Source organism: Streptomyces sp. NPDC030245 (assembly GCF_055572995.1).
Genome location: NZ_JBVICF010000001.1, coordinates 964094 through 989535, shown reverse-complemented (window position 1 = coordinate 989535; position 25442 = coordinate 964094). Strand labels below are relative to the sequence as shown.

Annotated in this window: 15 protein-coding genes; 2 read left to right on the top strand and 13 right to left on the bottom strand. The window is 73.0% G+C overall.

Annotated features, from left to right (window positions below):
- Window positions 1–96: 96 nt before the first annotated feature.
- The 7 genes from ACZ4Z4_RS04360 to ACZ4Z4_RS04330 all read right to left on the bottom strand — a co-directional run bounded on the left by ACZ4Z4_RS04360 (window position 97) and on the right by ACZ4Z4_RS04330 (window position 10370).
- Complete coding sequence (locus ACZ4Z4_RS04360; RefSeq protein ID WP_468321884.1) at window positions 97–438, bottom strand: transcriptional regulator; 342 nt, start codon at window positions 436–438, stop codon at window positions 97–99.
- Window positions 439–441: 3 nt separating this feature from the next.
- On the bottom strand, window positions 442–867 hold the full coding sequence (locus ACZ4Z4_RS04355) for a hypothetical protein (protein ID WP_468321882.1): 426 nt from the start codon (window positions 865–867) through the stop codon (window positions 442–444).
- Window positions 868–912: 45 nt separating this feature from the next.
- Window positions 913–2592 (bottom strand): glycosyltransferase family 2 protein, encoded by a 1680-nt coding sequence (locus ACZ4Z4_RS04350; RefSeq protein ID WP_468321880.1) that lies wholly within the window; start codon window positions 2590–2592, stop codon window positions 913–915.
- A complete protein-coding gene (locus tag ACZ4Z4_RS04345) occupies window positions 2589–4856 on the bottom strand; it encodes a CDP-glycerol glycerophosphotransferase family protein (protein WP_468321877.1) in 2268 nt (755 codons plus the stop codon). Before ACZ4Z4_RS04345 ends, ACZ4Z4_RS04350 begins: the two co-directional genes overlap by 4 nt.
- Entirely contained in the window at window positions 4853–8581 is a 3729-nt protein-coding gene (locus ACZ4Z4_RS04340; protein WP_468321874.1) for a bifunctional glycosyltransferase/CDP-glycerol:glycerophosphate glycerophosphotransferase, read from the bottom strand. The genes ACZ4Z4_RS04345 and ACZ4Z4_RS04340 overlap by 4 nt, the downstream gene beginning before the upstream one ends.
- Window positions 8582–8689: 108 nt before the next feature.
- Window positions 8690–9463 carry an ABC transporter ATP-binding protein gene (locus tag ACZ4Z4_RS04335; protein ID WP_468321872.1) on the bottom strand — a complete coding sequence of 258 codons (774 nt, stop codon included), beginning with the start codon at window positions 9461–9463 and terminating at the stop codon, window positions 8690–8692.
- Window positions 9456–10370 carry an ABC transporter permease gene (locus ACZ4Z4_RS04330; RefSeq protein ID WP_468321870.1) on the bottom strand — a complete coding sequence of 305 codons (915 nt, stop codon included), beginning with the start codon at window positions 10368–10370 and terminating at the stop codon, window positions 9456–9458. The genes ACZ4Z4_RS04335 and ACZ4Z4_RS04330 overlap by 8 nt, the downstream gene beginning before the upstream one ends.
- A gap of 199 nt (window positions 10371–10569) precedes the next feature.
- Between ACZ4Z4_RS04330 and ACZ4Z4_RS04325 the strand changes: the two genes are divergently transcribed.
- Window positions 10570–11190 carry a TetR/AcrR family transcriptional regulator gene (locus ACZ4Z4_RS04325; RefSeq protein ID WP_468321866.1) on the top strand — a complete coding sequence of 207 codons (621 nt, stop codon included), beginning with the start codon at window positions 10570–10572 and terminating at the stop codon, window positions 11188–11190.
- 68 nt (window positions 11191–11258) lie between these two features.
- Here the strand turns inward: ACZ4Z4_RS04325 and galE are convergent, their stop codons facing one another.
- The 4 genes from galE to ACZ4Z4_RS04305 all read right to left on the bottom strand — a co-directional run bounded on the left by galE (window position 11259) and on the right by ACZ4Z4_RS04305 (window position 19131).
- A complete protein-coding gene (galE, locus tag ACZ4Z4_RS04320; RefSeq protein ID WP_468321863.1) occupies window positions 11259–12254 on the bottom strand; it encodes a UDP-glucose 4-epimerase GalE in 996 nt (331 codons plus the stop codon).
- A gap of 74 nt (window positions 12255–12328) precedes the next feature.
- Window positions 12329–13921 carry a glycosyltransferase family 2 protein gene (locus tag ACZ4Z4_RS04315; protein ID WP_468322142.1) on the bottom strand — a complete coding sequence of 531 codons (1593 nt, stop codon included), beginning with the start codon at window positions 13919–13921 and terminating at the stop codon, window positions 12329–12331.
- Window positions 13922–14035: 114 nt separating this feature from the next.
- Entirely contained in the window at window positions 14036–15634 is a 1599-nt protein-coding gene (locus ACZ4Z4_RS04310) for a hypothetical protein (RefSeq protein ID WP_468321860.1), read from the bottom strand.
- Entirely contained in the window at window positions 15631–19131 is a 3501-nt protein-coding gene (locus ACZ4Z4_RS04305) for a bifunctional glycosyltransferase/CDP-glycerol:glycerophosphate glycerophosphotransferase (protein ID WP_468321857.1), read from the bottom strand. Before ACZ4Z4_RS04305 ends, ACZ4Z4_RS04310 begins: the two co-directional genes overlap by 4 nt.
- A 149-nt stretch (window positions 19132–19280) precedes the next feature.
- On the opposite strand from ACZ4Z4_RS04305, the gene ACZ4Z4_RS04300 reads away from it, so the two are divergent.
- A complete protein-coding gene (locus ACZ4Z4_RS04300) occupies window positions 19281–21380 on the top strand; it encodes a CDP-glycerol glycerophosphotransferase family protein (protein ID WP_468321855.1) in 2100 nt (699 codons plus the stop codon).
- Here ACZ4Z4_RS04300 and ACZ4Z4_RS04295 read toward each other — a convergent pair.
- Both ACZ4Z4_RS04295 and ACZ4Z4_RS04290 read right to left on the bottom strand, forming a co-directional pair.
- Window positions 21368–24184, bottom strand: coding sequence for a stealth conserved region 3 domain-containing protein (locus tag ACZ4Z4_RS04295; RefSeq protein ID WP_468321852.1), 2817 nt, complete (start codon window positions 24182–24184; stop codon window positions 21368–21370). The two genes, ACZ4Z4_RS04300 and ACZ4Z4_RS04295, sit on opposite strands and share 13 nt — an antisense overlap.
- Window positions 24181–25419, bottom strand: a complete 1239-nt coding sequence (locus tag ACZ4Z4_RS04290) for a collagen-like triple helix repeat-containing protein (RefSeq protein WP_468321851.1) — start codon at window positions 25417–25419, stop codon at window positions 24181–24183. Before ACZ4Z4_RS04290 ends, ACZ4Z4_RS04295 begins: the two co-directional genes overlap by 4 nt.
- Between the last annotated feature and the right edge of the window lie 23 nt (window positions 25420–25442).

The window sequence follows — 25442 nt, the reverse complement described above, 5'->3', positions numbered from 1 at the left end:
TCCTTCGCGGGCCGCGACGCCGCGTCCTTCGCGCCGGCCGCCTGACCGCGATGAGCTGAACGGGGCAGCGGGGGCCGGGGATTGGCGGGTGGACCGTCAGTCCTCGCCCCCGCGTCCCTTCTCGCCCCTGCCCTCCACGATGGCGCGCAGGTCGGCCAGGTAGGCCGTGAACCGCTCGCGCCCGGAGTCGGAGAGGCGGACGTGGGTGACGGGCACCCGCTTGATCCGCAGTTTGGCCACCTCCACCATCCCTTCCTTCTCCAGGATCGCGATTTGCCGGGACAGTTCGGGCGTCGTCAGGTGCAGGCTGTCGCGCAGTTCGGCGAAGGCGACGTGCTGGACCCGGTTGAGGACGGCGATGATGGCCAGGCGGTTCGGGGAGTGGATGAGATTGGCCAGGGCCTCCCGCGGCGGTCTCGCCGCCGTGTCGTCGGCCACCTCTCACCGCCTCCAGCGCAGCACGAAGTAGACGGCGGCCGCGGCGGTGGGCAGCGCGGCCGACACGAGGTGGCCGGCGACCGAGCCGGGACCCTCGCCGAAGATCAGCTCCGCGCCCGGCATGCAGAGGAAGACGACGCCGCAGAACCGGACCGCCATCTCCACCTTGGTGTGGGGGCGCCGCCGGGCCGCCCCGTCGTGGTGCCCGTTCCAGCCGAGCAGGAGCAGCGTGGCGGCGACGAACACGGCGGCCCCCGCCACCGGCGGCAGATCGCTCTCCAGGGCGATGAAGAGCCCCGCGTACAGCGCCACGAGTGTGATGACGCCGACGACGCGTTCGCCGACGGAGGCCGAGCGCGAGAGGTCGGGGGCGGAGTCGATCACCGCCAGTTGGTCGGCGGGGTCGGTGCGGGGCTCGTCGTGCATCATGCCTGCAACTTTTCTATCTACTTGCACAAAGTGCAACTAGCGGCGTCAGCGCGCCAGACTCGCCGCCAGCCGCGCCGCCCGGCGGACCCGGGAACCCGCCTTCGCGCCTGCCTTGCGGGCCAGGGGGCGTATGACCTTCGATGTGACGCCCACCGGGGTCCAGCGGAGTTGGAGGCGGCCCGAGGCGCGGCCCTCCGGTTCTACCGTGACCTCGTGGGGGAGCGTGCCGCTCCGGTACTCCACCCGGGCCCTGAGCGTGGGGAAGGTGAGAGGGGCCAGGAGGAGCGAGGTATTGCGGAGTTGGCCGGAGGTGAGTTGCAGGACCGGGTGGCGTGTGCCCTCGAAGCCGTTGAGGGGGAGCGGGGCCGCCGCCAGGTCGAGACGGACCGTGCCCTCGAAGACGCCGGGGCGGACGGGGTCCAGGCGGAAGGGTGTCTTCATGCGGCGGCGGCCGGGGGCCAGGAGGAGTGTGGCCACCTGGGGGCCGACGGGGAGGCGCAGGCCGGGGTCGTAGGTGCGGACGGTGAGGTCGACGGAGGCACCGGGGCCGCGCTCCACCCGTGTGATCTCGTGGCGGAACTGCGCGCTCGGGAAGGGCCGGGAGTCCAGGCCCTGGTCGGTGAGGTCGAGTTCTGAGCGGGAGCTCTCCGACTCGGGGACGTACGGGCCCCAGTAGACGCGGCCGGAGGCGTCCGCCGACGTCTCGCGCGGCGCCACCCCGTGGCCGAGGCCGCGCGCCGCGAGCTGCGCCTCCGCGAGGCGGTTGTCGCGCACCAGTCGGAGTACGACGCGTTCGGCGCGGGGGAGGCGGGCGTACGCGCCGGGGGCGAGGTCCGCCAGGTACGGGTTCACGATGTCGGCGAAGCCCGTCAGCCACTCCTCGTCGCGGAACGGCAGGTCACCCGCGTACATCCGGAAGTCGTGCTTGAGGAACTTGTAGTCCTTCGCCTCGCGGAGTGCGCCCGTGTGGCCGCTCGTCTCCATGAAGTCGTCGATCAGACGCTGGACGTGGACGCGGTCCCGGACGTTCGTCAGCTTGTGGCGCTGGTTGGATATCGACGCCGATTCCGCCGCCTCGTAGGGCGCTATGTACCAGCGGTAGACGGGGTCAGGGATGACCGTGAAGGACTTCGCGAGGCAGTACGCCTGCGCCGAGAACAGCTGGTCCTCGTAGTGGATGCCCTCCGGGAAGCGCAGCCCGTTCCGGTCGAGGAACTCACGGCGGTACATCTTGCTCGTCGACAAGTGCTCGAAGAACAGGGCCGGTTCCGCCTCGATGCCCTCCACCGTGCGGCGCTCCGCCACCAAATGTGCCATCCACGTGGACGTGCGGCCCGTGTCCACCCGGACCCGCTCCACCGCACCCATGACGAAGTCCACCTCCCGTTCGCGGTGCGCTGCGAGCAGCAACTCGACCGCGCGCTCGGGGAGTTCGTCGTCGCTGTCCAGGAACATCAGGAACGGGGCGCGCGCGATCTCCAGGGCGCGGTTGCGGGGCGCGCTGCATCCGCCGCTGTTCTCGGGCAGGCGGAGGTACGTGATGCGGTCGTCCTCCGCCGCGAGGCGCCGTGCGACGGACGGCGTGTCGTCCGTCGAGTGGTCGTCGCTGATGACGATCTCGATGTTCGCGTGCGTCTGGCGGCGCAGCGAGGCGACCGCGCGCGGGAGGCGTTCCGCGTCGTTGTAGACGATCACCGTGACCGTCACATCGGGAGTGTGCGTCATCGCTGCGTCGCCTCCTCGGGCGTCGGTGCCGGGGTGCGCTCGTCGACCGGGGTGACGGGCGGCAGGGTGTCCTCGCTCTCGCCGAGGAAGACGCGGCGTACGACACGTTCGGCCGCGCGCCCGTCGTCGTACTCGCAGAAGCGCTCACGGAACGCCCTGCGCGCCTTGCCCGCCTCCTCGTCGCGCCAGGCGTCGGAGGTGAGGAGCTCCGTCAGCTCCTCCTGGGTGCGCGCCACCTTGCCGGGTGCCTCCGCCATCAGGTCGAAGTAGACGCCGCGCGTCGTCGCGTACGTCTCCCAGTCGTCGGCGTAGATGACGACGGGGCGGTCGAGGTTGGCGTAGTCGAACATGATGGACGAGTAGTCCGTGATCAGCGCGTCCGCGGCGAGCGCCAGCTCCTCCACCGGGTCGTACGAGGAGACGTCGACGACCCGGCCGCTCTTGCGCAGGCCCGCCAGCGGCGAGGCAGCGCCGCCGTAGAAGTAGTGGCCGCGGACCAGGAGAACCGTGTCCTCGCCGAGGCGGTCGGCGAGTGTCGCGAGGTCCAGGCGGGGGGTCCAGGCCGCCTCGTAGTCGCGGTGGGTGGGCGCGTAGAGGATCGCCCGCTTGCCGGGCGCGATGCCGAGCCTGTCGCGGACGGCCCGGATGTCGGCGGCCGTCGCGCTGTAGAAGACGTCGTTGCGCGGGTAACCGTAGTCGAGCGACGTGTAGTTGGAGGGATAGGCGCGCTCCCACATCTCGGTGGAGTGGCCGTTCGCCGAGACGCTGTAGTCCCACTTGTCGACGCGGGCGAGCAGGCTGTGGAAGTTGAGGCCCTTGGCCGCCGCCGGGTAGTCGAGCTGGTCGAGGCCCATGCGCTTGAGGGGCGTGCCGTGGTGGGTCTGGAGGTGGATCGCGTCGGGGCGCTTCACGATCGCGTTGGGGAAGTTGACGTTGTTCACCAGGTACTTGGCGCGCGCCATCACCTCCCAGTAGCGGGGCGTGCCGGGCACGATGTGGTCGGTGCCGGGCGGCAGCAGCGGCACGTTGGCCGCCGAGACGACCCACACCGGGTGGATGTGCGGGGCGAGTTCGCCGAGCTTCACCGCGATCGCCGCGGGGTTGCAGGCCACGCCGCGGTCCCAGTAGGCGGTGAAGACCGCGAGGTCCGGGTCGACGGGGCGGTCCAGGGCCCTGCGGTAGCGCAGGTCGCGGACCTTGAGGCCCACCTTGTGCTTGCGCGAGACGACCGCGGAGCGGAGCTTGCGCCGCTGCTGGTTGGCGGTCTGGAAGGTGCGGTACTTGGTGTACGCGTCCTCTTCGAGGAGGCGGCGCCGCACCCCCTCCAGGCCGCCCGGGTGCTGGTGGCCGGCGGGCCGCAGGGCGACCGCGGCCCGCGCCGCGCGGTGGAAGAACTCCCTGCGCACCGGGTCGGGCAGGTTCTCGCGGGCGATGATCCGCAGGCAGTCGCCGACCATCACGTCGTAGAGCGCGGCGCGGGGCGCGGCGGGCAGGCCGAGGCCGGCGGCGAGCCGCAGCAGCGACTCGTAGCGGTCGATGACGCCGTAGCGCTCCTCGGGCCGGCCCGTGGGCAGGCTCTCCGTGCGCAGTTCCCGTACGTTCAGGGCGACTTGGTCGAGTGTCGCCGCGCGGTCGGCGAGGAGCAGCGCGGCGTACGCGGCGAACGTCTCGTCGTCGACGGCCAGGTGCTCGCGGTGCGCCTGCCAGAACTCCGCCCGCAGGACGCGGGTGCCGAGCAGCGGCGTGACCTTGAGGAGGTTCGGGCAGTCGCGGAGCGGCAGGTCGCGGCGGCCCAGCTTGGCGAGGTGCTTTCCGTCGGGGCTCGGCATGCCCTGGTGCCGCCACGTCGAGCGGACGTGGTCGACGACGATGACGTCCACGCGGTTCATGCCGTCCACGCCGTCCACGCCGTCCGGCAGGTCGGCCGTGCGGTCGGCGACGGCGCGCGGGGCGCCCGTCGGCACGCTGTCCTTGCTGTGCACGAAGTGCAGCCACCGGCCCGCCGCCCGCTCGGCGCCCGCGGTGCGGGCCGCGCCGTCGCCCGTGCCCTCGGGCAGCGGTACGACGGTGACGCCGGTCCTGCCCGCCGCGGCGGCCTGCGCGGAGGCGCCCACCGCGGCGACGATCACCTCGACGCCGGGCGCCACCTGCGCGGTCAGGCCGTCGAGGCAGGCGCCGAGGTGGCCCTGTACGTTGCGGCCGTGGACGATGACGCTCAGCTGCGGCTGGTTCGGCATCGCGGTCTCCCCCTCGTGGGTGCTCATGCGGTGGCCGCCCCTCGGTGGGCGAGCATCCGGTCGACGACGCGGCGCGCGGCCCCGCCGTCGTCCAGGTCGCAGAACTCGGCGCGGAACGCGTCGTACGCCTCCGCGTACGGCGCACTCGTCGCGTCGATGTCCTTCAGCGCGGCGATCAGCTCGTCCGAGGTGGGCAGCAGCGGTCCCGGCGCGCGCTTCTCGAAGTCGAAGTAGAAGCCGCGCAGGCGGTCGCGGTAATGCTCCAGGTCGTACGTGAAGAACAGCATCGGACGGCCCGTCACGGCGAAGTCGAACATCACCGAGGAGTAGTCGGTGACGAGGACGTCGGCGATCAGGAGCAGGTCCATGATGTCCGGGTAGCTCGCGACGTCCCACACGAAGCCGTCGCCCGCGCCCGGCACCGGCTCCACGATGTGCGCGTGCGGCCGGACGAGCAGGACGTGGTCGTCGCCCAGCTCGCGCCGTGCCTTCTCCAGGTCGACGCGCAGGTCGAGGAGGAAGCCGCCGCGGTGGCGCTGCTTGTCCTCACGCCACGTCGGTGCGTACAGGACCACCTTCTTGCCCTCGGGCAGGCCGAGTGCGCGGCGTACCCGCTCGGCGCGGTCGGCGCGGTCGGGGGCGAGCAGCACGTCGTTGCGCGGGTAGCCCGCCTCCAGGAGCTCGCCGTCGACGTCGCCGCCGAACCGGAAGGCGCTGCGCATGATCGGCGTGCTGAACCGGTTGGGGGAGAGCAGCATCGTCCACTGGTGGCGCTCGCGGTCCAGGTCCTGGAGGTACTGGGTGCTCGCGAAGTGGTCGTTGTCGAAGTCGAAGCCGATCCGCTTCAGCGGGGTGCCGTGCCAGGTCTGGACGATCTGCTGGCCCTCGCGCCGCTCCAGCCAGCGCGGGAAGTGCGTGTTGCCGACGATGTAGCGGGAGCGGGCCATCGCCTCGTAGTACTCGGGGCTGTACACGCGGACCGCCTTCGCGGTGGCCGGGACCTCGCACTGGCCGTCCTTGACGACCCACAGGTGCTCGACGGGCAGGCCGCGGCGGACCATCTCCTCGTGGATGGCGCGCGGTGAGTCGCCGTACATGCGGCCGCCGAACACGTCGTACAGGACGGCCTCGCGCAGCGGCTCGTGGCGGGCGGCGGGGTAGGCCTCCGTGCGCAGGCGGGTCTGGCGGTGGCGGCTGCGCTCGTCGGGACGCAGCTCGGAGTGGGCCATCAGGGCGAGCTGGTCGTACTGGCGGGCCTGGAGCTCGACGCGCTTGCCGTGCGCGTGCACCTCCAGGGGGAGGCTCGCGTGGACGGGCGGGGCGAGCTGGACGGCGGTGCGGGAGCCGTCCGGCTTCTGCACGGAGGGCCACCAGAAGCCCGCTCGGAGCGGGGTCTCTCCTGCGTAGCGGTGGGTGGGGGCGGGGACGAAGCGGGTTTCGAACCGGCCGTCCGTCGCCTTCGCCGGGAATGTGTACTCGTGGCCCGACCAGGTCTGGCGGAGGACGAGGGTGAGGTCGTGGGTGCCCTGGGCGGGGTAGCTGCCGGTGAGGGTGACGGTGCCGTTCTCACCCACGGAGACGTGGTCCACGAGGGGTTGGGCGGGCTGGTCGCAGAGCTGGAGGTAGCCTCCCGGGCTGCGCCGGGCGTAGACGGTGCGGGAGCTGTCCCCCTGCGCGAACTGGGCCCCCGAGAAACCCTCCCTGTCGTCGAGGATCAGGGCAAGACGGGTCGTCTTGACCGGAGCCTCGGTCTCCGCACCCGGCACCGTGGGCTGTGCCCACCCTCCCCCAAGCTCTCGGCTGCGCTCGAGCAGGGGGGACCCCCATCGCCGTGCGGGACGCCTGCCCACAGCAGGAGCAGCGGCCTCGCTGGCCACAGCAGGGGCAGCCGGGGTGATCTCCACCGACATGTCCCAGCGGGCGATCGAGCGTTCTGCCTGGGTGGGGCGGAGGCGTTCGTGGTTTTCGCGGATGTCGGTCAGGGACGCCGTGTCGATGCGGGCCGTGAACGGGACGCGGCCCTCGTGCGGGACGCCGAGTTCCAGCGGGGCCGTCAGGATCGTGCCGGACTCGCGGTGGCGCATGCGCAGCCGGGGCTCGCCGTCGGGGGCGGTGCGCAGCACGCCGCGGACGACGAGGCCGGCGCCCTCGGCGCGGACTTCGAGGGCGCGCGCGTGCGCCGTCTCCACGCGGATGGCGAGCTCGCCGTCCTGGATCTGCGGGGCGACGCGGACGTCCTCGGTGACCCAGTGCGCGGGCGGCGTCTGGCCGGACCCCGTGCCCGCGCCGTACAGCGGGCCGCGCCGCGGCGTGGAGCCCGTGCCGGCCACGGCGACCCGCACGTACCACACCCCGTCGACCCACTTGCCGCGGTGCCGCAGCCGCGCGGGGTTCACGACGGCGCCGAAGCCCGCCCAGTCGGCGTGCCGGAACTCGGCGCCGGACGCCACCGTCGCCTCCGGGTCGAGGTGGCTGCGCGCGGGCACGAGCACCGTGCGGCGGCTGCCCTTCTCCTTCAGGATGAGTGACTTGAGCGCCTTGCTCCGCGACTCGGCGCCGAGCTGGCGCGGGAACGCCCAGCCGGACAGCCACAGCTTGCCGTCGTGCCAGGCGGCCTCGTCGAGGCGGCTGCGCAGCCGCAGCTCGGGGTCGAGACGGAGGACGGAGTCCGGGACGGGGGCGGCCGGGTCGAGGAAGGGGTAGTCGGCCTTCGGGTGCAGCGTCCCGGTGACGGGGATCGAGCCGGGGTGCTCCTTCTCGAACTCCAGCTGCGCGATCAGCTCGTCGAGGCGCCGGTGCACGGTCAGGTACAGCTTCAGCTTGTGCGGGACGTGCAGGGCGCGCACCGCGTCCTGGCCGATCTCGCGGACCAGGCGGCCCACGTGCTCCAGGAACGCCTCCTGGTAGGCGGCGTCCGAGCCGGGCAGGACCCGCCAGAAGAGGGGGATCTCCTCGGCGAGCGCGTTGTTGTCGTAGACCCGCAGGTGCTCGGCGTACATCGGGTCGTCGCCGACGCGCGCGAGCATGAACTCGCGGACCATGCGGATCGACTTCACACGGTCGATGAGGCCCTGCGGGTTGGTGCGGTTCTGCGTGATGGAGCGCTCGCCGATCTCGCGCTCGCGCCAGTTGTAGATCGGCTCGCTGAGCACGTCGACGGATTCGGCGAGGTAGTGCGCGGGGACGCTGACGGGCGCGTCCTCGTAGAGCATGGCCTCCGGGTACGCGAGGCTGTGCCGCTCCCAGAACGAGCGGCGGTACACCTTGTTCCACGCGGTGCGGTCGGTGAGCAGCGGGCGGAACTTCGACACGTGGGTGCGGAGCCGGGTCGCCGCGAAGGGCACGCGGTGCACGGGCGACTGGACGTGTCCGGCGGAGCGGAAGCGCGTCACGTTGCCCGCGGCGAAGTCCGAGCCGGTCTCGTCGAGCGTCTCGATCATCAGTGCGTACGCCGTGGCCGGCAGGGTGTCGTCACTGTCCACGAACGCGAGGTACTCGCTGTCGGGCGACATCTCCCGCACACCCGTGTTGCGCGCCGCGCCCAGGCCCTTGTTCTCCTGGGATATCAGCCGGAACCGCGGGTCGGCCGCCGCGAAGGTCTTCGCGATCGCCGCGCTGCCGTCGGTCGACCCGTCGTCCACCATGATCACTTCGAAGTCCGTGAACGTCTGTGCCGCCAGGGACTCCAGGCACTCGTCGAGGTAGAGCTCGACGTTGTAGACGGGGACGACAACACTCAGCCGTGGCTGCACGCGCACTCCTTCTGTTGCTAAACGCTCCCTAAGTGTAAGGATGGGCGTATTGATGCGACAAAAGGGATACGACCTCGGGGCTCGGCGGCCACGCGGGCCCTCCCCGGGTCACCCTCGCTCGTACGCCTCAAGCACCTCCTCCGTGGGGCCGTCCATCCGCAGCTCCCCGCGCTCCAGCCACAGCACGCGGTCGCAGGTGTCGCGGATCGACTTGTTGTTGTGGCTGACCAGGAAGACCGTGCCCGCGCGCTCGCGCAGCTCGCGGATGCGGGCCTCGGAGCGCTTCTGGAAGGAGCGGTCGCCGGTGGCCAGGGCCTCGTCGATGAGGAGTACGTCGTGGTCCTTTGCGGAGCCGATGGAGAACCGCAGGCGGGCCGCCATGCCCGATGAATACGTCCGCATGGGCAGCGTGATGAAGTCGCCCTTCTCGTTGATCCCGGAGAAGTCGACGATCTCCTGATAGCGCTCCTTGACCTGCTCACGGGACATGCCCATGGCGAGGCCGCCGAGGTGGACGTTGCGCTCGCCGGTCAGGTCGTTCATCAGGGCCGCGTTGACGCCGAGCAGCGAGGGCTGGCCGTCGGTGAAGATGCGGCCGCGCTCGACGGGCAGCAGCCCCGCGACGGCCTTGAGCAGCGTGGACTTGCCCGAGCCGTTGGTGCCGATGAGGCCGATGGCCTCGCCCTCGCGCGCCGTGAAGGACACGTTCTTGACGGCGTGCACCGTGCGTACGCCGCCGGCGCCGCCCCGCTTCAGGATCCGGCCGAGTGCGGCGGTCGCGGCGCCGCGCCCCGCCGTGGCGCCCGCGCCGTGCACGCGGTAGACGATGTCGACGGCGTCGACGATCACGGTGGGCGCGTTCTCGTTCCCGTTCTCAGCCACGGCCGTACGTCTCCTCCGCCTTCCAGAAGTAGATGAACCCGCCGACGCCGGCGAGCAGCGCCCACCCCAGGGCCCACGCCCAGACGTGGTGCGGGAGCTGGTCCGCGTGGAAGGTGTCGATGAGCGCGAACCGCATCAGGTCGATGTAGACGGCGGCCGGGTTGGCCTCCAGGACGGTCTGTACGACGCCCGGCAGGTGCCGGTCCTTCAGGACGGCGTCGATGCTCCACATCACCCCGGACGCGTACATCCAGGTGCGCAGCACGAACGGCATCAGCTGCGCGATGTCCGGTGTCCTGCTGCCGAGCCGCGCCATGACGAGCGCCAGGCCGGTGTTGAACGTGAATTGCAGCGCCAGGACCGGCGCCACGAGCAGCCAGGACGCGGTGGGCGGGACGCCGAAGCAGAGCAGGATCACGAGCAGCGCGCCCATGGAGAACAGCAGCTGCTGGAGCTGTTGCAGGCAGTACGAGATGGGCAGCGAGGCGCGCGGGAAGTGCAGGGCGCGGACCAGGCCGAGGCTGCCGGAGATCGCGCGTGTCCCGGCCATCACGGACTGCTGCGTGAAGGTGAAGACGAAGACGCCGGTGACGAGGAAGGGGACGTAGTCCTCGACGTCGCGCTTGGTGTTCATCAGCACGCCGAAGATGAAGTAGTAGACCGCCGCGTTCAGGAGCGGGGTCATCACCTGCCAGAGCTGGCCGAGCTTGGCCTGGCTGTACTGGGCCGTCAGCTTGGCGGTCGCGAAGGCGGTGATGAAGTGCCGGCGCTGCCACAGCTGCCGGACGTAGGCGGGCAGGGAGGGCCGGGCGCCGCTGACGCTCAGGCCGTGCAGGGCGGCCAGTTCGGCGGGGGAGAGAGGGGCCGCCGTGGTGGCCGGCGGGGGTGCGTCGAGGACCTGACTCACGTCCGTCGCTTTCGCTCGGGGGAGGCTGAGGAGCGCGTCGGGCCCGTGACGTACGGCGTGCACGTGGCGTACGGGGTGTACGGGGTGTACGTGCGTACGGCCTGCACGTCGGGACGGGCCCGTATCGTCGCAACGCCGAGGGTAGGACGCCGCGACGTCGCAACGCAACCGTATCGTCGTAACGCTCTATGCTTGCCGTATGACCACGAGCAGGCCACAGGGTGAACAGCCGCGCCGCAGGGCGCCCGCCGGAGCGGCAGTGCTCCGCGAGGACGTGACCGAGGCGATCCGTGCCGCGGTCTTCGAGGAACTGGCCTCCGTCGGCTACGCGCGCATGTCCATCGAGGGCATCGCGCGCCGCGCGGGGGTCGGCAAGACGGCGGTCTACCGCCGTTGGCGGTCCAAGCTGCACCTCGTCCTCGACCTGGTGTCGGCCATAGCGGTGCAGGGGCTCCCGGCCCCGGACACGGGTTCCCTGGAGGGAGACCTGCGCCTGTTGTACGAGGTCACCTCGCGCGCACTCCGCCACCCCGTCGCGTCCCAGATCATCCCCGACCTCCAGGCCGAGGCGGCCCGCAACCCCGAGATCGCGGAGGCGCTCCAGAAGGCGCTGCGCGAAGGCCAGCACGGTGTGGCGAGCGGCATCGTGCGGGCGGCGGTGGAGCGGGGTGAGATCCGGTCCGGCGCCGACGAGGACCTGGCCCTGGACCTGGTCTCGGGCCCGCTCTACTGGCGCTCTGTCGTGGTCCGGGCCGACCTGCCCAAGGGCTACCTGGGCAGACTCGCGGAGGCTACGGCGGCGGGGTTGCGGGCGCTGTGAGGTGACGGGGGCGGGGGCTTCGGTGGCCCGGTGACCATCAACGTCACCGGGCCACCGGAGACTAGGACCTAGCTTCGCGCCGCGTCCGGGTGCTGGTGCTGGTGCTGGTGGAGCCAGCCCGCCCACGCCGACGCGACCATCTCGCGGACGTCGCGCTTCGCGGACCAGCCGAGTTCCGTGGCGATGCGCTGGGCGGACGCGACCACGCGGGCCGGGTCGCCGGGGCGGCGGGCGATGACCTCGGCGGGGGTGTCGTACCCCGTGACCTCGTTGATGAGGTCCGTCATCTCGCGGACCGAAACCCCCTCGCCGCGCCCGATGTTGAGGGTGAGGTCCGTGCCGGGCGCGGCGGAGGCGAGTGCGCGGGCCGCCGCCACGTGGGCCTCGGCGATGTCGGCGACGTGGATGTAGTCCCGGACGCATGTACCGTCCGGCGTCGCGTAGTCCGCGCCGAAGATGCGCGGGGCCTCGCCCGCGGTGAGCTTCTCGAAGACCATCGGGACGAGGTTGGTGACGCCGGTGTCGGCGAGCTCGGGGGCCGCCGCGCCCGCCACGTTGAAGTAGCGCAGGGACGCCGTCGCCAGGCCGTGCGCGCGGCCCACCGCGCGGACCAGCCACTCGCCGGCCAGCTTCGTCTCGCCGTACGGACTCATCGGCAGGCACGGCGTCTCCTCGGTGACGAGGTCGACGTCGGGCATGCCGTACACCGAGGCGGAGGAGGAGAAGACGAAGTGGGCGACGCCCGACGCGACCGCCGCGTCCAGGAGGACGCGCAGGCCCTCCACGTTCTCGCGGTAGTAGTGCAGCGGGCGCTCGACGGACTCGCCGACCTGCTTCTTGCCCGCCAGGTGCACGATGCCGGTGACCTTGTGCTCCGCGAAGGCGCGGGTGAGCCGCTCGCCGTCGAGGACCGAGCCGACCACCAGCGGCACCCCGTCGGGGACGCGCTCGGCGATGCCGGTGGACAGGTCGTCGTAGACCACGGCCCGCTCGCCCGCCTCCGTCATGGCGCGGACGACGTGCGCCCCGATGTATCCGGCGCCGCCGGTGATCAGCCAGGTCATGGTCGTCTTGTCCTGTCTTGTCGCGAGTGTGATCCGTGGACGTGCAGTGTCGCAGAGGCCGTGTCGGGGACGTGTCAGTGGCCCACGGCGCTGCGGACCGAGCGCAGCAGCCGGGCCAGCCGCCGCTTGGCGACCCCCGCCACGCCCCGCACCCCGGGCGCGAGCCGCACCGAGAGGTTCCCCGCCTGTGTGGCGTACGGCTGGACGAGCAGCACCCCGCGCCGCCGGCTCGGCACCGCCGTGCGGCGCAGCAGCCCGGGCCCGGCGACGGCGTGCGCGGTCGTGTCGCGCGCCGTCCCGTCGTCGAAGTGGAGCCGCAGCCGTACGTCCCACACGCCGTCGGCGAGCGAGCCGAGGTCGAGCAGCACGGTGGCGGTCCACGTCCCGTCGGGCCGCCCGGGGCCGAACGCCGCCGTCCGGCGCAGTCCGGGCCGCCCGTCGTGCCGGTGGACCAGCTCGACGTCGACCGTGGCCGGACCCGCGTCCGCCACGCGCCCGTACAGCTCGTGCAGCCGCAGCGTCAGCCGCGACCCGGCCGCGCGCGGGCGCAGTTCTCCGTCGACCGCGACGGGCAGCAGCCGCATGGGGCGTACGAGCAGGTGTTCCAGGGTGACCCGGGGCAGGTCGTCGGCCCAGACCGGCGTGGCGTCGGCCGCCCTCGGATACGGCGGCGCGAGCCGGGCCGGGCGCGCCGCCACCTGCTTCAGGCGGGCCAGGTCGCGCGGCCGCTCGGAGGCGAGGATCACGCGGGCGATGACCCGGCCCGGCGCGGGCGCCGCCTCCAGGTCGGCGGCGTCGAACGTCGCCAGGTAGGCGCGCGTGAGGGCCCACCACTCGCGCCGGTACTCCTCGCCGCGCGCGGTGAGTTCACGCGTGTACATGCGCAGGCCGTGGTCGACGAACTTGGCGCGGGCCGCCCGTGCGAGCCGCTTGCCGCCGGTGCCGCGCGCGTCCCGCAGGATCTCCACGGACTGGCGGTGCGCCTCCATGCGGGCCTGCCAGTTGGCGATCCCGGAGCGGTCCAGGGAGATCGACAGCTTGGCGGCGGCGCGCCGCACGTGCCAGACGTAGACCGTGTCGGGGACGAGCGCGATGCGCGGCGCGGCGGCGAGGACCCGGGCGATGAAGACGAAGTCCTCGTAGATGAAGCGGCCTTCGGGGAAGCGGATGCCGTGCTCGCGCAGGAACGCCGTGCGGTAGAGCTTGTTGACGCAGAGCGTGTCGTGGACCAGGCGGGTGCGCAGCTCGGGGCGGGCGACGAGCCGGGCCCGGGTGTAGAGCTCGGGCTGCCAGGGCACTTCGCGCCCGGCGGGCAGCTCGCGGCGCACGCACAGCCCGGAGGCGACCTCCGCGTCGTGCCGCAGCGAGGCGGCGAGCAGCGCGTCGGCCGCGCCGGGCGGCAGCACGTCGTCGCTGTCGAGGAACATCACGTAGGGCGCGGCGGCGGCGTCGATCCCGTCGTTGCGGGGGGTGCCGCAGCCGCCGCTGTTGGTCTCGCGGCGAAGGATCCGCACGCGCCCGTCCGTGGTGGCGAGCGCGGCCAGGATCTCGCCGCTGCCGTCCGTCGAGCAGTCGTCGACCGCGATCACCTCACGGACGACGGGGCCCTGGGCCAGCGCGGAGCGCACCGCGTCCGCGACGTGGGCCGCGTCGTTGTAGCCGATCACGACGACGGAGACGAGGGAGGCGAGAGGGGCGGACGGGTTAGTGGCAGGAGTGTTCTGGGCAGTCGGGTGAGGCAGGATGCGGTCCACAGGGGAAATGTTAGGCGTTTCTCGTAATTATCCGATTAGGGGGCTATTGGTGGGGGCCGCGCCCTTCCGGTACGGGGGTTTCGCACCGTCCCGGTCCGCGGGCTGCGCGCCACCGACCCGCGCGAGCACCTCACCCGTGCGCCGGCTCCAGCTGACCACCACCGCCTCGGGCGGGACGCGTTGGCCGGGCGAGAGCAGCAGCCACCGCACCTGATAGCGGCGGACGATCGCCGTGCGCTCGGCGCGCGTGGACTCCGGGGAGAGGTAGGCGCGCACGGCCGCCAGGCGGCGGTTGCGCACGTCCTCGTCGAGCGAGGCGTCCGGCCAGGCGGGGGCGACGAGGTTGGCTCCGTAGCCGGGCACGGAACGGGTGGGGCGGTAGCCGTCGGTCAGGACGACGTCGCCCTTGCGCAGATGGCCGACCGCCCACCCGTACCCGGGCCAGCGCGGCGGCTGGTCGAAGCCGACCGGGTCGAGGGAGCGCGGCACGACGGCACCCGCCTGGATCTGGAAGAAGCCGACGCAGGCGCCGAGGGCCGCGGCCCCGACGAGCGCGCCGCGCCGCCACCCCCAGGGGCGGGGCGCCACGAGCTCGATGGCCAGGGCGAACTGGAGGGGCACCAGGGTCAGGCCGAGGATGCGGCCGTACGTGTAGTGGCCGCTGACCCAGCCGTACGCGACGACCGCGCACTCCAGGGCGAACATCAAAACCAGCGGGTCCCTGCGGTCCCTGCGGAAGCGGAGCCACAGCGCGGGCAGGCCGAGCAGCGCCAGCCAGAAGCGCTGCGGCATCTCCGTGTACAGCTGCCGGTGGATCCAGTCGACGGACGCGTCGCCGACGAGGGAGAAGACGCTGTAGTACGGCCAGAGCGCCGCGACGGCCGCCGCGGTCATCGCGGTCGCAGCCCAGCGCCACACCCGGCGCCCCGCCGTGCGGTCCGACGCGGCGAACGCGACGACGCCGATCACCGCCGCCACCGACGAGATGGGGTGGATGAGCAGGATCAGCCCGCACAGGACACCGAGCCCGGCATACGGCCACCAGGAGCGCCCCGCGCGGTGGACGAGCGTGCCCGCCCAGGCCCACGCCCAGAACGCCAGGCCGATCGCGAACGTCGACGGGTAGCCGAGGTTCCCAGTCATCGACATCAGGCCCAGATAGCCGCTCCACCACGCCATCCGCGTGCCCCACAGCAGCACCATCGCGAACAGCGCGAGGGCCGGCGCCCACGGGCGGGGCGTCAGGGCGCGGACGAAGCGGCCGATGCCGGTGAGCAGGACCAGGAGGTTCAGCGGACCCGCGAGCTTGACGACCTCCCAGCCCGCCAGCCCCGTGGCCCACGCGAACGCGCCCTGCGCGACGGCGTACGGCGAGTAGTAGGCGCTGCCGTCGCCCGGCAGGTCCGCCATCGGGTGCGCCGGGTGCAGGAGGTTGTCCTTCAGGCGCTCGACGACGGCCGCGTGCTGGCCGAAGTCGCAGCACATCGGGACCCGCCAGAACGCCAGCGACATCACCAGCCAGAACAGCCCGCCGACGACGAGGTAGGGGCTCGGACGCCTGCGCCGGCCGCCACCCAGCGCCGTCGCGCCGTGGCAGGCCCTGCGGGTCAGCAGCGCCCCGCTCACCGCATGAGCCTCTCCGCGACACGGGCCGCGGCCCGCCCGTCGTCCAGGTCGCAGTAGGCCTCGCGGAACGCCGCGTACGCGTCCGCGTGCCGCGCCGAGATCGCGTCCAGGTCGCGCAGCGCCTCGACGACCTCACCGGTGGAGGCGAGCAGCGGGCCGGGGGCGCTGGTCTCGAAGTCGAGGTAGAAGCCGCGCACCGTGTCGCGGTAGTGCTCCAGGTCGTACGCGTGGAACAGCATCGGGCGCCCGGTGTGCGCGAAGTCGAACATCAGCGACGAGTAGTCCGTCACCAGCACGTCGGCGAGCAGCAGCAGTTCGGCGGCCCGCGGGTGCGCGGAGACGTCGCGCACGAAGGGGGCACGGGCCCCAGGCAGCCGGCCCGCCGTCAGCGGGTGCTTGCGGACGAGCAGCACGTGGTCGTCGCCGAGCACGGACTCGGCCGCGCGGAAGTCCAGCGCGGGTTCGTAGCGGAACCGGCCGGGGGAGTACGCGAGGTGGTCGCGGTACGTCGGCGCGTACAGCACGACCCGCTTGTCCGGGGCGATGCCGAGCTCGCGGCGGACCCGCTCGGCGACCTTCTGCCGGTCGTCGTCGAACAGCACGTCGTTGCGGGGCGAGCCGGCCTCCAGGATCTCGCCGTCGTAGGCGAGGGCGCGGCCCAGGTGCGGGGTGGAGAACCGGTTCGGCGAGACGAGCACGTCCCACTGGCGGGACAGCTTCGGCAGGGCGTCGAGGTGGCCGTGGTCGGCGTAGAGGGTGTCGGTCAGGTCGGTGCCGATGCGTTTGAGGGGGGCGCCGTTCCAGGTCTGGAGGACGAGCTGACCTTGGCGCCGCTCGAAGAAGTCCGGCAGGTGGCCCGCGGTGACGATGCGGCGGCAGCGGGCCAGCGCCTCGTACCAGTCGGCGCTGTGCTCCTCGACGGCCTTGGCGCCGGCCGGGACGCGGGTCTGCTGGTCGTGCGTGACCCACAGGTGTTCCACGTCGGCGCCGCGCCGCACCAGCTCCTCGTGGACGGCGCGCGGCGAGTCCCCGTCGAAGTACAGGACGGCGTCGGTGAGCGGCAGCCGGCGGCGGCTCGGGTAGTGGACGGTGCGGAGCCTGTGCCGCCGGTACGCGCCGCGCTCGGACCGGGAGAGGACCGAGCCCGCCTCGACGAGCAGCCGGTCGCCGAACCGCCGGTCGACGGTGAACTCCCGCCCCTGTGCGGTGCGGTGGAGGGGCAGCGTGCCGGCGGCGGATGCCAGCAGCCGCACGGGCATTCCGTCCTCGGCGGCCCTCCCGGTGCCGTCGCCGGTCCTTGTGCCGTCGCGCAGGAACGCGTACCACCGGCCCTCGCGCAGCACCCCGCCGCCCGGCGCGACCACCGCACGGAAGCGGTCGCCGTCCTGCTCGGCCGGTACCGTCAGCTCCTCGTCGCGGCCGCTGTGCCGCAGGACCAGCTCCGGCTCGTGCCAGGCGGTCCCGGACAGCGAGCCCTCCACGGTCAGCGTGTCGTCCGGGCCCCAGGTGACGCGGTCGGCGATCGGCCGGCGGGTCAGTTCGACGACGAGGCGGCCCTGGTCGTTGGCGGTGGCGCACAGCTCGCGGCCCGTGGGGCAGGTGTACCGGCCGGGGGGCAGGCCGAGGGCGGCGGCCAGGGGCTTCAGGGTGTCGTCGGGCAGGACGAGGTTGGCCCGCCACCGCTCGCCGTGCGGCGGCTCGACCTCCTTGGGCGCCAGGTGCGGGGTGGGCGGCACGCCGTCCAGGTCCGCGAGCCGGACGCGGACTTCGAAGCGGTCGCCGGTGACGCGCAGCGGGCAGTCGAACTCCGTCTGCGTCGGCGCGTGGGTCAGGCGGAGCGAGGTGGGCCGGGCGCCGCCGGGCAGGGTGCCGGTGAGGACCACGTCGTCCCCGTCGCGCCGGTGGGCCTCCACGCGCGCCGCGTACTCCTGGATCCGCAGCACGAGCCGGCCCTTGCTGAAGCCGAGGACGAGCCGCAGCCCGTCGCCGAGCTCCCGTACGAGGGACTGCGCGGACGCCCCGTCGGAGGACCGGACGGCCGCCCGCCGCACCGTGCCGTGGCCCGCGACGACCACGCCGAACAGCCAGTTCCCCGGCCGCCAGCGGCCACCGGTCCTCAGCTGCTCGGGGTCGACGGTCATCTCGAAGCCGGACAGGTCGTAGCAGTGCAGCCGCTGCCGGGACCTCTCGGTGGCCTCCGGCGCGGTGACGGTCCGCGTCGGCACGCGGCGGATCTGGCGTCTGCTGTGCGCGGACTTGAGCAGGCCCGCCTTCAGGGTGTGCCCGGGGCGGGTCGCCTCCAGGTTGCGCACGTACGCGTAGCCGCTGATCCGCAGCTTCCCCTCGGCGTCCCACCGCGCCTCGCTCACCCGGGCCACGACGGGGAGTTCGCCCCGGCCGAGGCGCGCCACCTTGTCGGGCAGCGGCCCGACCCCGGGGAGGACGGCGCTGCGCCGCACCTTCCCGCGCACCTGGAAGGCCGTGCCGTTGGCCCGCTCGAAGGCGAGCAGTTCGATCAGCTCGGCGGTGCGTGACTCGCGGACGAGCTGCCACTTGACGCGCAGGTCGACGGGGAGCCCGGCGAGCACCTCCGGGTCGGCGCGGCGCAGGAACGCGGCCGTGTCCGTGAGGAACGCCGAACGGTACTCGGGGCCGCCCATCGGCAGCCCCTCCAGGAAGTACACGAAGTCGTCGCGCAGGCACGACGCGTCGTACGTCTTCTTCATCTCCGGCGCGTGCCGGGCGAGGAACCCGCTGACGTGCGCGCACGCGGCGATCCGGTCGCGGACGCCCTTGACGTCGGTGCGGCGGCGGGTGATGGAGCCCTCGCGGACCCGCCAGTAGTAGACGTGGTCGCTGAGCACGTCCACGGATCCGGCGAGGAAGTGCGCCGGGATCATCACGGGGGTGTCCTCGTAGAGCTTGCCCTCGGGGAAGGTGAAGCGGTGCCGGTCCCAGAAGGCGCGGCGGAACACCTTGTTCCAGGCCACGCGGTCGGCGAGCAGGTCCAGGTCCTCGGAGATGTGGGTGCTGGCGCGCGCCTCGGTCAGCCACTTGTACTGCCAGGCCTGCGAGCGCCCGCGCTCGGTGAGCCGCCAGACGTTGCCGCTCACGAAGTCGGAGCCGGTGGCGTCGAGGCTCGCGATCATCCGTCCGTACGCGTCGTGCGGCACGACGTCGTCGCTGTCGACGAAGGTGAGGAACTCGGCCGTGGGGGAGGCCTTGCGCACCCCGGTGTTGCGGGCGGCGCTCAGTCCGGCGTTGCGCTGGCGGACGTAGACGAAGCGGGGGTCCCTGGCGGCGAACTCGCGGGCGATGCGGGGGCTGCCGTCCGTCGAACCGTCGTCGACGAGGATGCACTCCAGGCCGCCGCGCGCCTCGGGACCGCCCAGCAGGCCCGGTCCGTCCATGGTCTGCCCGGCGATCGACTCCAGGCACTCCTCCAGAAACTCCTCGACGTTGTAGATGGGTACGACGACGCTGAGACGGGGCTGCACGAGAACCGGCCTTTCGGTGGGGATAACGGCATATTCGCCCCCTTTGCCCGATCGCGTCGCACGACGGTCAAGTTCTCTGCACTCGACCACCCCAACGAGTGACGCGCGGTCTTCGACAGGCGGTGTCCGGCTGACTACGGTCAGTGCCCATGACGCGCTTCTCGGTAGTCGTCCCCGTCCACCGCGTCCAGGGCTACCTGCGCGCGTGCCTGGAGTCGGTGCTCACCCAGTCCTTCGGCGACCTCGAACTGATCGTCGTCGACGACGCGTCCCCCGACGCCTCGGCCGCGATCGCCGCGGAGTATGCGGAGCGCGACCCGCGCACGCAACTCGTCCGCGTCCCCGACCGGACGGGCACAGGACCCGCCCGCAACACCGGTGCCGACCGCGCCACCGGCGACCACTTCCTCTTCCTCGACGGCGACGACCTGCTGCTCCCCGGCGCCCTCGCGGCCGTCGACGCCGCCCTCACCGCGGCGGACGGCCCCGACGTCCTGCTCTGCGCCCACGACCGCGTCGACTGGTGGGAGCACGTCCGCCCCGGCGGCGACGACCTCACGGGCGACCCCCTCGCCGTCACCCCCGCCGCCTGGAACCGCGTCTTCCGGCGCGACTTCTGGCGGGAGCAGAACCTCGCGTTCTCCGCGGGCGCCTACGAGGACGTGGTGCCGGTCCACACCGCGACCCTCCGCGCCGGCGACCGCGTCGCCGTACTCGACCGGCCCTGCGTGCGCTGGCGCGAGCGGCGCGCGGGCAGCTTCACCAAGACGCCGGGCCGCGCGCACTTCGCCGTCGTCGGACGGTACGAGCAGCTGCTCGCGGCCGCCGGACCCGAGGAGCGCGCCCGGCTCCTGCCGCACGCCGCCGCACACCTGCTCGCCGTCCTCGACGACCCCGGCCGCATCCGGCAGGCCGACCGGCGCGACTTCTTCCGCGAGGCCTCCCGCGTCCACCGGGCGTACGCCCCCGCGGGCACCGCACCCAGGACCCCCGAGGGCAAGGCCCTCACCACCGGCTCCTTCACCGCCTACGAAGGCCCGCGCAAGGCCGAGACCCGGCGGCTGCGCGTCACCCGCAGGCTGACGCGGCAGAAGAAGAAGCTGCGGGCCCGCGCCATGCGCGCCGCGTACGGCGCCGACCTGCGCCGCCCCCTCGACCCGCACCTCGCGGTCTACGGCGCCTACTGGAACCGCGGCGTCTCCTGCAACCCGGCCGCGATCCACGCCAAGGCCCGCGAACTCGCCCCGCACATCCGTGGCGTCTGGGTGGTCTCCAGCCGCAACAAGCACCGGGTGCCCCCGGGCGTCGAGTACGTCATCGAGGGCTCCCGGCGCTACTGGCAGACGATGGCCACGGCGACGTACCTCGTCAACAACTCCAGCTTCCCCGGCGGCTTCACCAAACGCCCCGGCCAGCTCTACCTCCAGACCCACCACGGCACCCCGCTGAAGACGATGGGCCTCGACCAGCGCCGCTACCCGGCGGGCACGCACGGCATCAGCTTCCAGAAGGTCCTCGACCACACCGACCAGTGGGACTTCAGCCTCTCCTCGAACCCGCACTCCACGGAGGTCTGGGAGCGCGTCTACCCGTCCGTCGCCTACCAGCCCCTGGAGGCGGGCTACCCGCGCAACGACGTCTACTTCACCGCGGGGAAAGAGGAAGCGGACCGCGTCCGGGCACAGCTGGGCGTCGACGACGGACGGACCGTGCTGCTCTACGCGCCCACCCACCGCGACTACCAGAAGGGCTTCCTGCCCCGCCTCGACCTGCGCCGCTTCGCCGAGACGCTCGGCCCGTCGTACGTCGTGCTCGTGCGCGCCCACTACTTCTACGGCGCCGACGCGGGCCTGGAGAGCCACCCCCAGCTCGTGGACGTCACCGGGCACCCGCACATCGAGGAGCTGTGCCTGGCCGCCGACGCCCTCGTCACCGACTACTCGTCACTGATGTTCGACTACGCCTGCCTGGACCGCCCCATCGTCACCTACGCCCCCGACTGGCAGGCCTACCGCCTCGCCCGCGGCACCTACTTCGACCTGCTCTCCGGACGCCCCGGCGAGACCCCGGGCGCCGTCGCCACCACCGAGGACGAGCTGGCCGGGCTGTTCCGGTACGGCGGCTGGGACACGGCGGAGACGACGGCGCTGCGGACGGCGTTCCGGGAACGCTTCTGCCCCTACGACGACGGAAAGGCCGCCGAACGCGTCGTCCGCCGGCTCTTCCTCTCCGCTTCTCAGAGCTCGTAGGGCGAGCGCACCGGAAAGTACGCCGTCAGGAACGACCGGATGGCGAGCGCCATCTCCTCGTCCGTCACCCCGCCGTCGGGGGACTCCCCGATGCAGAACGCGGTCCTGTCGCGGTTCTGGAGCAGCCGCCCGAGACGCGCGTGGTCGGCACGGTCCCCGATGTCCACGAAGTCGTACGAGATGCCGGCGGGCACCGCGCGCCCGGTCAGGTAGGCGTAGTGGTGGTGCAGCGACGAGACGAGCGAGAAGTCGTCGCGGCAGCGGAACCGGCTGCGGGCCGTCGCCGCCAGCTGCGAGGGGAAGCGCTCGATGATCTCCCGCAGCACGCTGCGGCGCAGCGCGTACGGCACGTGGAAGAAGGTGTGCGTGGTCGTCCTGCCGAACGCGCGGCGCAGCAGCTCCCGGTTGTTCTTCGCCGCGGCCAGGTAGCCCTCGTCGGCGTCCGTGACCGGGAGCGCGGGCACCGACGCCGACGACCAGAAGAAGCGGGCGAGGCCGTTGCTGAGGAAGAAGGTGTCCGGGGTGGTGGGGCGGCCCAGGAACATGTCGTCGTTGAAGTAGAGGAAGTGCTCCGACAGGCCCTCGATGCGGTGCAGCTGGGACTCGATGGAGTGCGAGTTGAAGGTCGGCAGGCACGCCTCGGGGTCGGCGAACAGATCGCGGTGGTCGACGACCGTCAGGCCCGGGTGGTCCCGGTCGAGCCACGGCGGGATCTGCCCGGCCGTGACGAGGTACACGTGCCGGATCCACGGCGCGTACATCGCGAGGGAGCGCAGGCTGAAGCGGAGCTCGTCGCGGTTGCGGAAGCGCACCGCGCCGTTGTCGGCCGACGCGGCGCCGCCGCCGAGCGTCGCGTCGCGCAGGGCACGCCACTCGGGGTCGGAGTCGTCGACCCAGGTGTAGACCGCGTCGATGGGGAAGTCGACGTCCTTGATGAGGAGTTCGGTGAACACGTCCAGGGTCGGATACGCCCGGTCGGCCACGCGCAGCGTCGCCGTGGGGGTGAGCGAGGGCAGCTCGGCGCCCGCCAGCGTCGCGCCGAACGGGGCACGGAAGCACCCGTCGGGCGTCCGCGTCCAGAAGCCCACCGTGCAGGCGAGCCCCGCGCCGTGCCGCAGCGACAGCGTGGTCGTGGTGACCGGCTTGAACAGCTTGACGCCCGCCAACTCGCCGATGGTGTCGAGGCGTTCGGCGAGCACGGTGCCGGGCGCCGCGTCGCGCGGGTTGACCAGCTCGGCGTAGACGGGCTGCCCGCGCAGCGCCCCGGCGAGCGCCTTCAGCGCGCGGCCCCGGTCGTCCTCGGCCACGGCCAGGGTGTGGGCGGTGCCGTTGGTGGTGCGGACGAGGACGTAGGGGACGTCCTGCGCCGCCAGGGCGTCCGCGGCGAGCTCCAGGTTCCAGTCGGCCATGCGGGGCGCGAGCACGTCGTCGCGCCGCTCGGCGAGGCGGCCCACCGAGCGGATGACGCGGCCCGTGCCGTCGGCGGCGCGGATCTCCTCCTCGCGTGCGTGCTCGTCGACGGCGGCCGCGGCGTCGAAGGTGTGCGGGGCGGTGGGCCGGAAGCCGCTGCCGCCGGACGCCACGCCGAGCGCTACCCGGTCCGCGCGCCCGCGCAGCCGCTCGGGCCGGTCGCGCCCCGCGACGAGCCGCGTGTACAGCTCCTCCCAGCGCGCGGTGACGTCCGCGGAGGAGAAGCGGGCGTAGACGCCTTCGCGCGCGGCTTCGGCGTACGTGCGCCGAGTCCGGTCGTCCCCCATCAACTCGCCCATCGCCACCGCGAGTTCATCGACCTCTCCCGGCGGCACCAGCAACCCGTCGACACGATGCCGCACGATCTCGGCGGGCCCCGTCAGCACGTCGTACGCGACCACGGGCACCCCGGCGGCCAGCGCTTCGAGGAGCACGAGCGGGAACGCCTCGTTGTGCCCCGCCGTCATCAGGCTCAGCCCGGCCTTGGCCCACTCGGCGGCCATGTCCCGGCAGGGTCCGAGGAGCTCCACCCGGTCCTGAAGCCCGAACCCGTCGACCAGGCGGCGCAGCTGCCGCTCGCGGTGGCCCCCGCCGAAGATCCGCAGCGTCCACTCCGGATGCGCGTCGGCGACCTGCGCGAACGCCCGGACGGCGTGGTCGACGCGCTTCTCGCCGGTCAGCCGCGCCGCCATCACGATGACCTTGCCCTCGCCGTCCGCGCGCGGCCGGAAGCCGTCGGGCACGGCGTTCGGGATGACGGCGAGCTCGGGGGCGGTGGCGCCCAGCGACTCCGCGAGCCAGTCGCGGGTGCGGTCGGTGAGCGTGACCAGCGCGTCCAGGCGCGGCGCGTGCAGCAGCAGCGGCTCGCCGGACGGGCCGCGGCGCTGGGTGGGGCGGTGCTCCTGGTGCACGGTGACCACCCGCGCGGGCGCGAGCGCCACGGCGGCGGCGAGGAGCGCGGGCGTCGTGGTGACCAGCACGTCGGTGTCGATCGCGCCGAGCGCGGCGGTCATCTCGATGTCCGAGAGGCGGTCGAAGGCGTCCTCCCAGGCGGGCCTGATCAGCTCGCTGGGCAGCGCGGCGAGCGTACGGCACGCGGCGTCGTCCAACTCGCTCTCGCGCACCGGGCGTTCGGGCGTCACGGTGCGGTCCACCAGGTGGCGCACGGGCAGCCCGCGCGCCTCGGCGAAGAACGGTTCGGCGCGGGTCCGGAAGACGGAGACGACCTCGACCTCGATACCCGGCCGCTCCGCGAGGTGCCGCGCCTGGGTGTACGTGGCGAGCTCGGTACCGCCCATCTCGTCGCCCCAGCCCAGCAGGTACGTGATCTTCATGAGGTCTCCTCCGCGAACGCGCGCGTGACGTCGGGCTCGGGCCCGCCGGACTCCGTCACGGCGCCGGGCTCCTGCGCTGTGGCGGGTTCTCGTGCCGTGCCGGGCTCTTCTGCTGTGCCGGGCTCTCCCGCCTCGCCGGGCTCTCCTGCTGCGGCGGGCTCTCGTGCCGCGCCGGGTTGGCCTGCCCTGCCGGGCTGCCCTGTCGTGCCGGGCCTCCGGGTGGCCTCAGTGGTGATGTCCCAGCACGTCACCGCGAAGGCGCCGGTCCGGGTGAAGTGGGCGTGCGCCCGGACGAGGGCGCCGTCCGGCAGCGCGTAGACGCGGAAGGGGGTGGGAAAGGCGGTGGACGGGTCGCGTACGTCGGTCAGCCACCGGCCGAGGGGCAGCGGACCCACCCGGAAGTCCCACACCCACTGCCCGCCCCCCGCCTTCGCCATCGCGCCGAGCGGCACCCGCAGCGTGAAGGCGTCCCCGTGCCAGGACACGTCCGCCGGTACGACGACGCCGTCCCGCCGCCGCACGGCCTCGGCCCCGACCTCGGCACCGGGCTTCCCCGGCAGCCCCCGGTTCCCCGCGACGAGCCGCCCGTACACCGTGATCCCGTCACCCGCCGGCACGAACCGCCCCAGCTCCGCCCGCACCCGCGACCGCGTCGCCTGCAACACGGCCCGCCCACTCCGCGCCCGGACAATCCGCACGAGCGTGCCGGTCAGGGGGTCGGGGGCGTGGGGGGTGGTGGGGGACGCGGGTGGTGGGGCCTGCGGTGTGGTGGGAGTACCCGTGTCGACGGGTGCGAGCCCGTACCGGCGTACGCCCCCGTCGGCCCCCCGCGCCTCGACGACGACCCGCCACACGCCGTCCCCCATGCCGCGCAGCGTCACCGTGGCCGTCAGCAGCGGCACGCCGCCGAGCCGCGCCTCCCGGGTGAGCGGCACGACGACCCTGCGCGGCCCCCGCGCCAGCACGAGGCGCGCGCCGCCCGGCCCGCCGAGTACGCCTTCCGCGCGGAGCGCGAGGTTGAGGGTCCGGCTGTCCCGCAGCGAGAAGTGCACGGGCACCAACAGCGGCGCCCCGGTCCCACGGCGTGGGCCCGCGTCCACGCCGGGCCCCCGCTGTCGCCCCGCCGCGGCCCGCTCCAAGCGGAAACGTGCGGTCCGTGCGCTGGCGCGCAGACGTCGTACGAGAGGAGGCAGCGGTCCGGGACCGCGGCGGGGCGGCAGACTCAAGTGGTACATCTGTCCACTCTGACCGCATATGT

Bases quoted from the DNA above. Each gene is read 5' to 3' on its own strand.
- ACZ4Z4_RS04355 (WP_468321882.1), bottom strand. From the start codon at position 867: ATGATGCACGACGAGCCCCGCACCGACCCCGCCGACCAACTGGCGGTG.
- ACZ4Z4_RS04350 (WP_468321880.1), bottom strand. From the start codon at position 2,592: ATGACGCACACTCCCGATGTGACGGTCACGGTGATCGTCTACAACGAC.
- ACZ4Z4_RS04345 (WP_468321877.1), bottom strand. From the start codon at position 4,856: ATGAGCACCCACGAGGGGGAGACCGCGATGCCGAACCAGCCGCAGCTG.
- ACZ4Z4_RS04325 (WP_468321866.1), top strand. From the start codon at position 10,570: ATGACCACGAGCAGGCCACAGGGTGAACAGCCGCGCCGCAGGGCGCCC.
- galE (WP_468321863.1), bottom strand. From the start codon at position 12,254: ATGACCTGGCTGATCACCGGCGGCGCCGGATACATCGGGGCGCACGTC.
- ACZ4Z4_RS04300 (WP_468321855.1), top strand. From the start codon at position 19,281: ATGACGCGCTTCTCGGTAGTCGTCCCCGTCCACCGCGTCCAGGGCTAC.
- ACZ4Z4_RS04295 (WP_468321852.1), bottom strand. From the start codon at position 24,184: ATGAAGATCACGTACCTGCTGGGCTGGGGCGACGAGATGGGCGGTACC.
- ACZ4Z4_RS04290 (WP_468321851.1), bottom strand. From the start codon at position 25,419: ATGTACCACTTGAGTCTGCCGCCCCGCCGCGGTCCCGGACCGCTGCCT.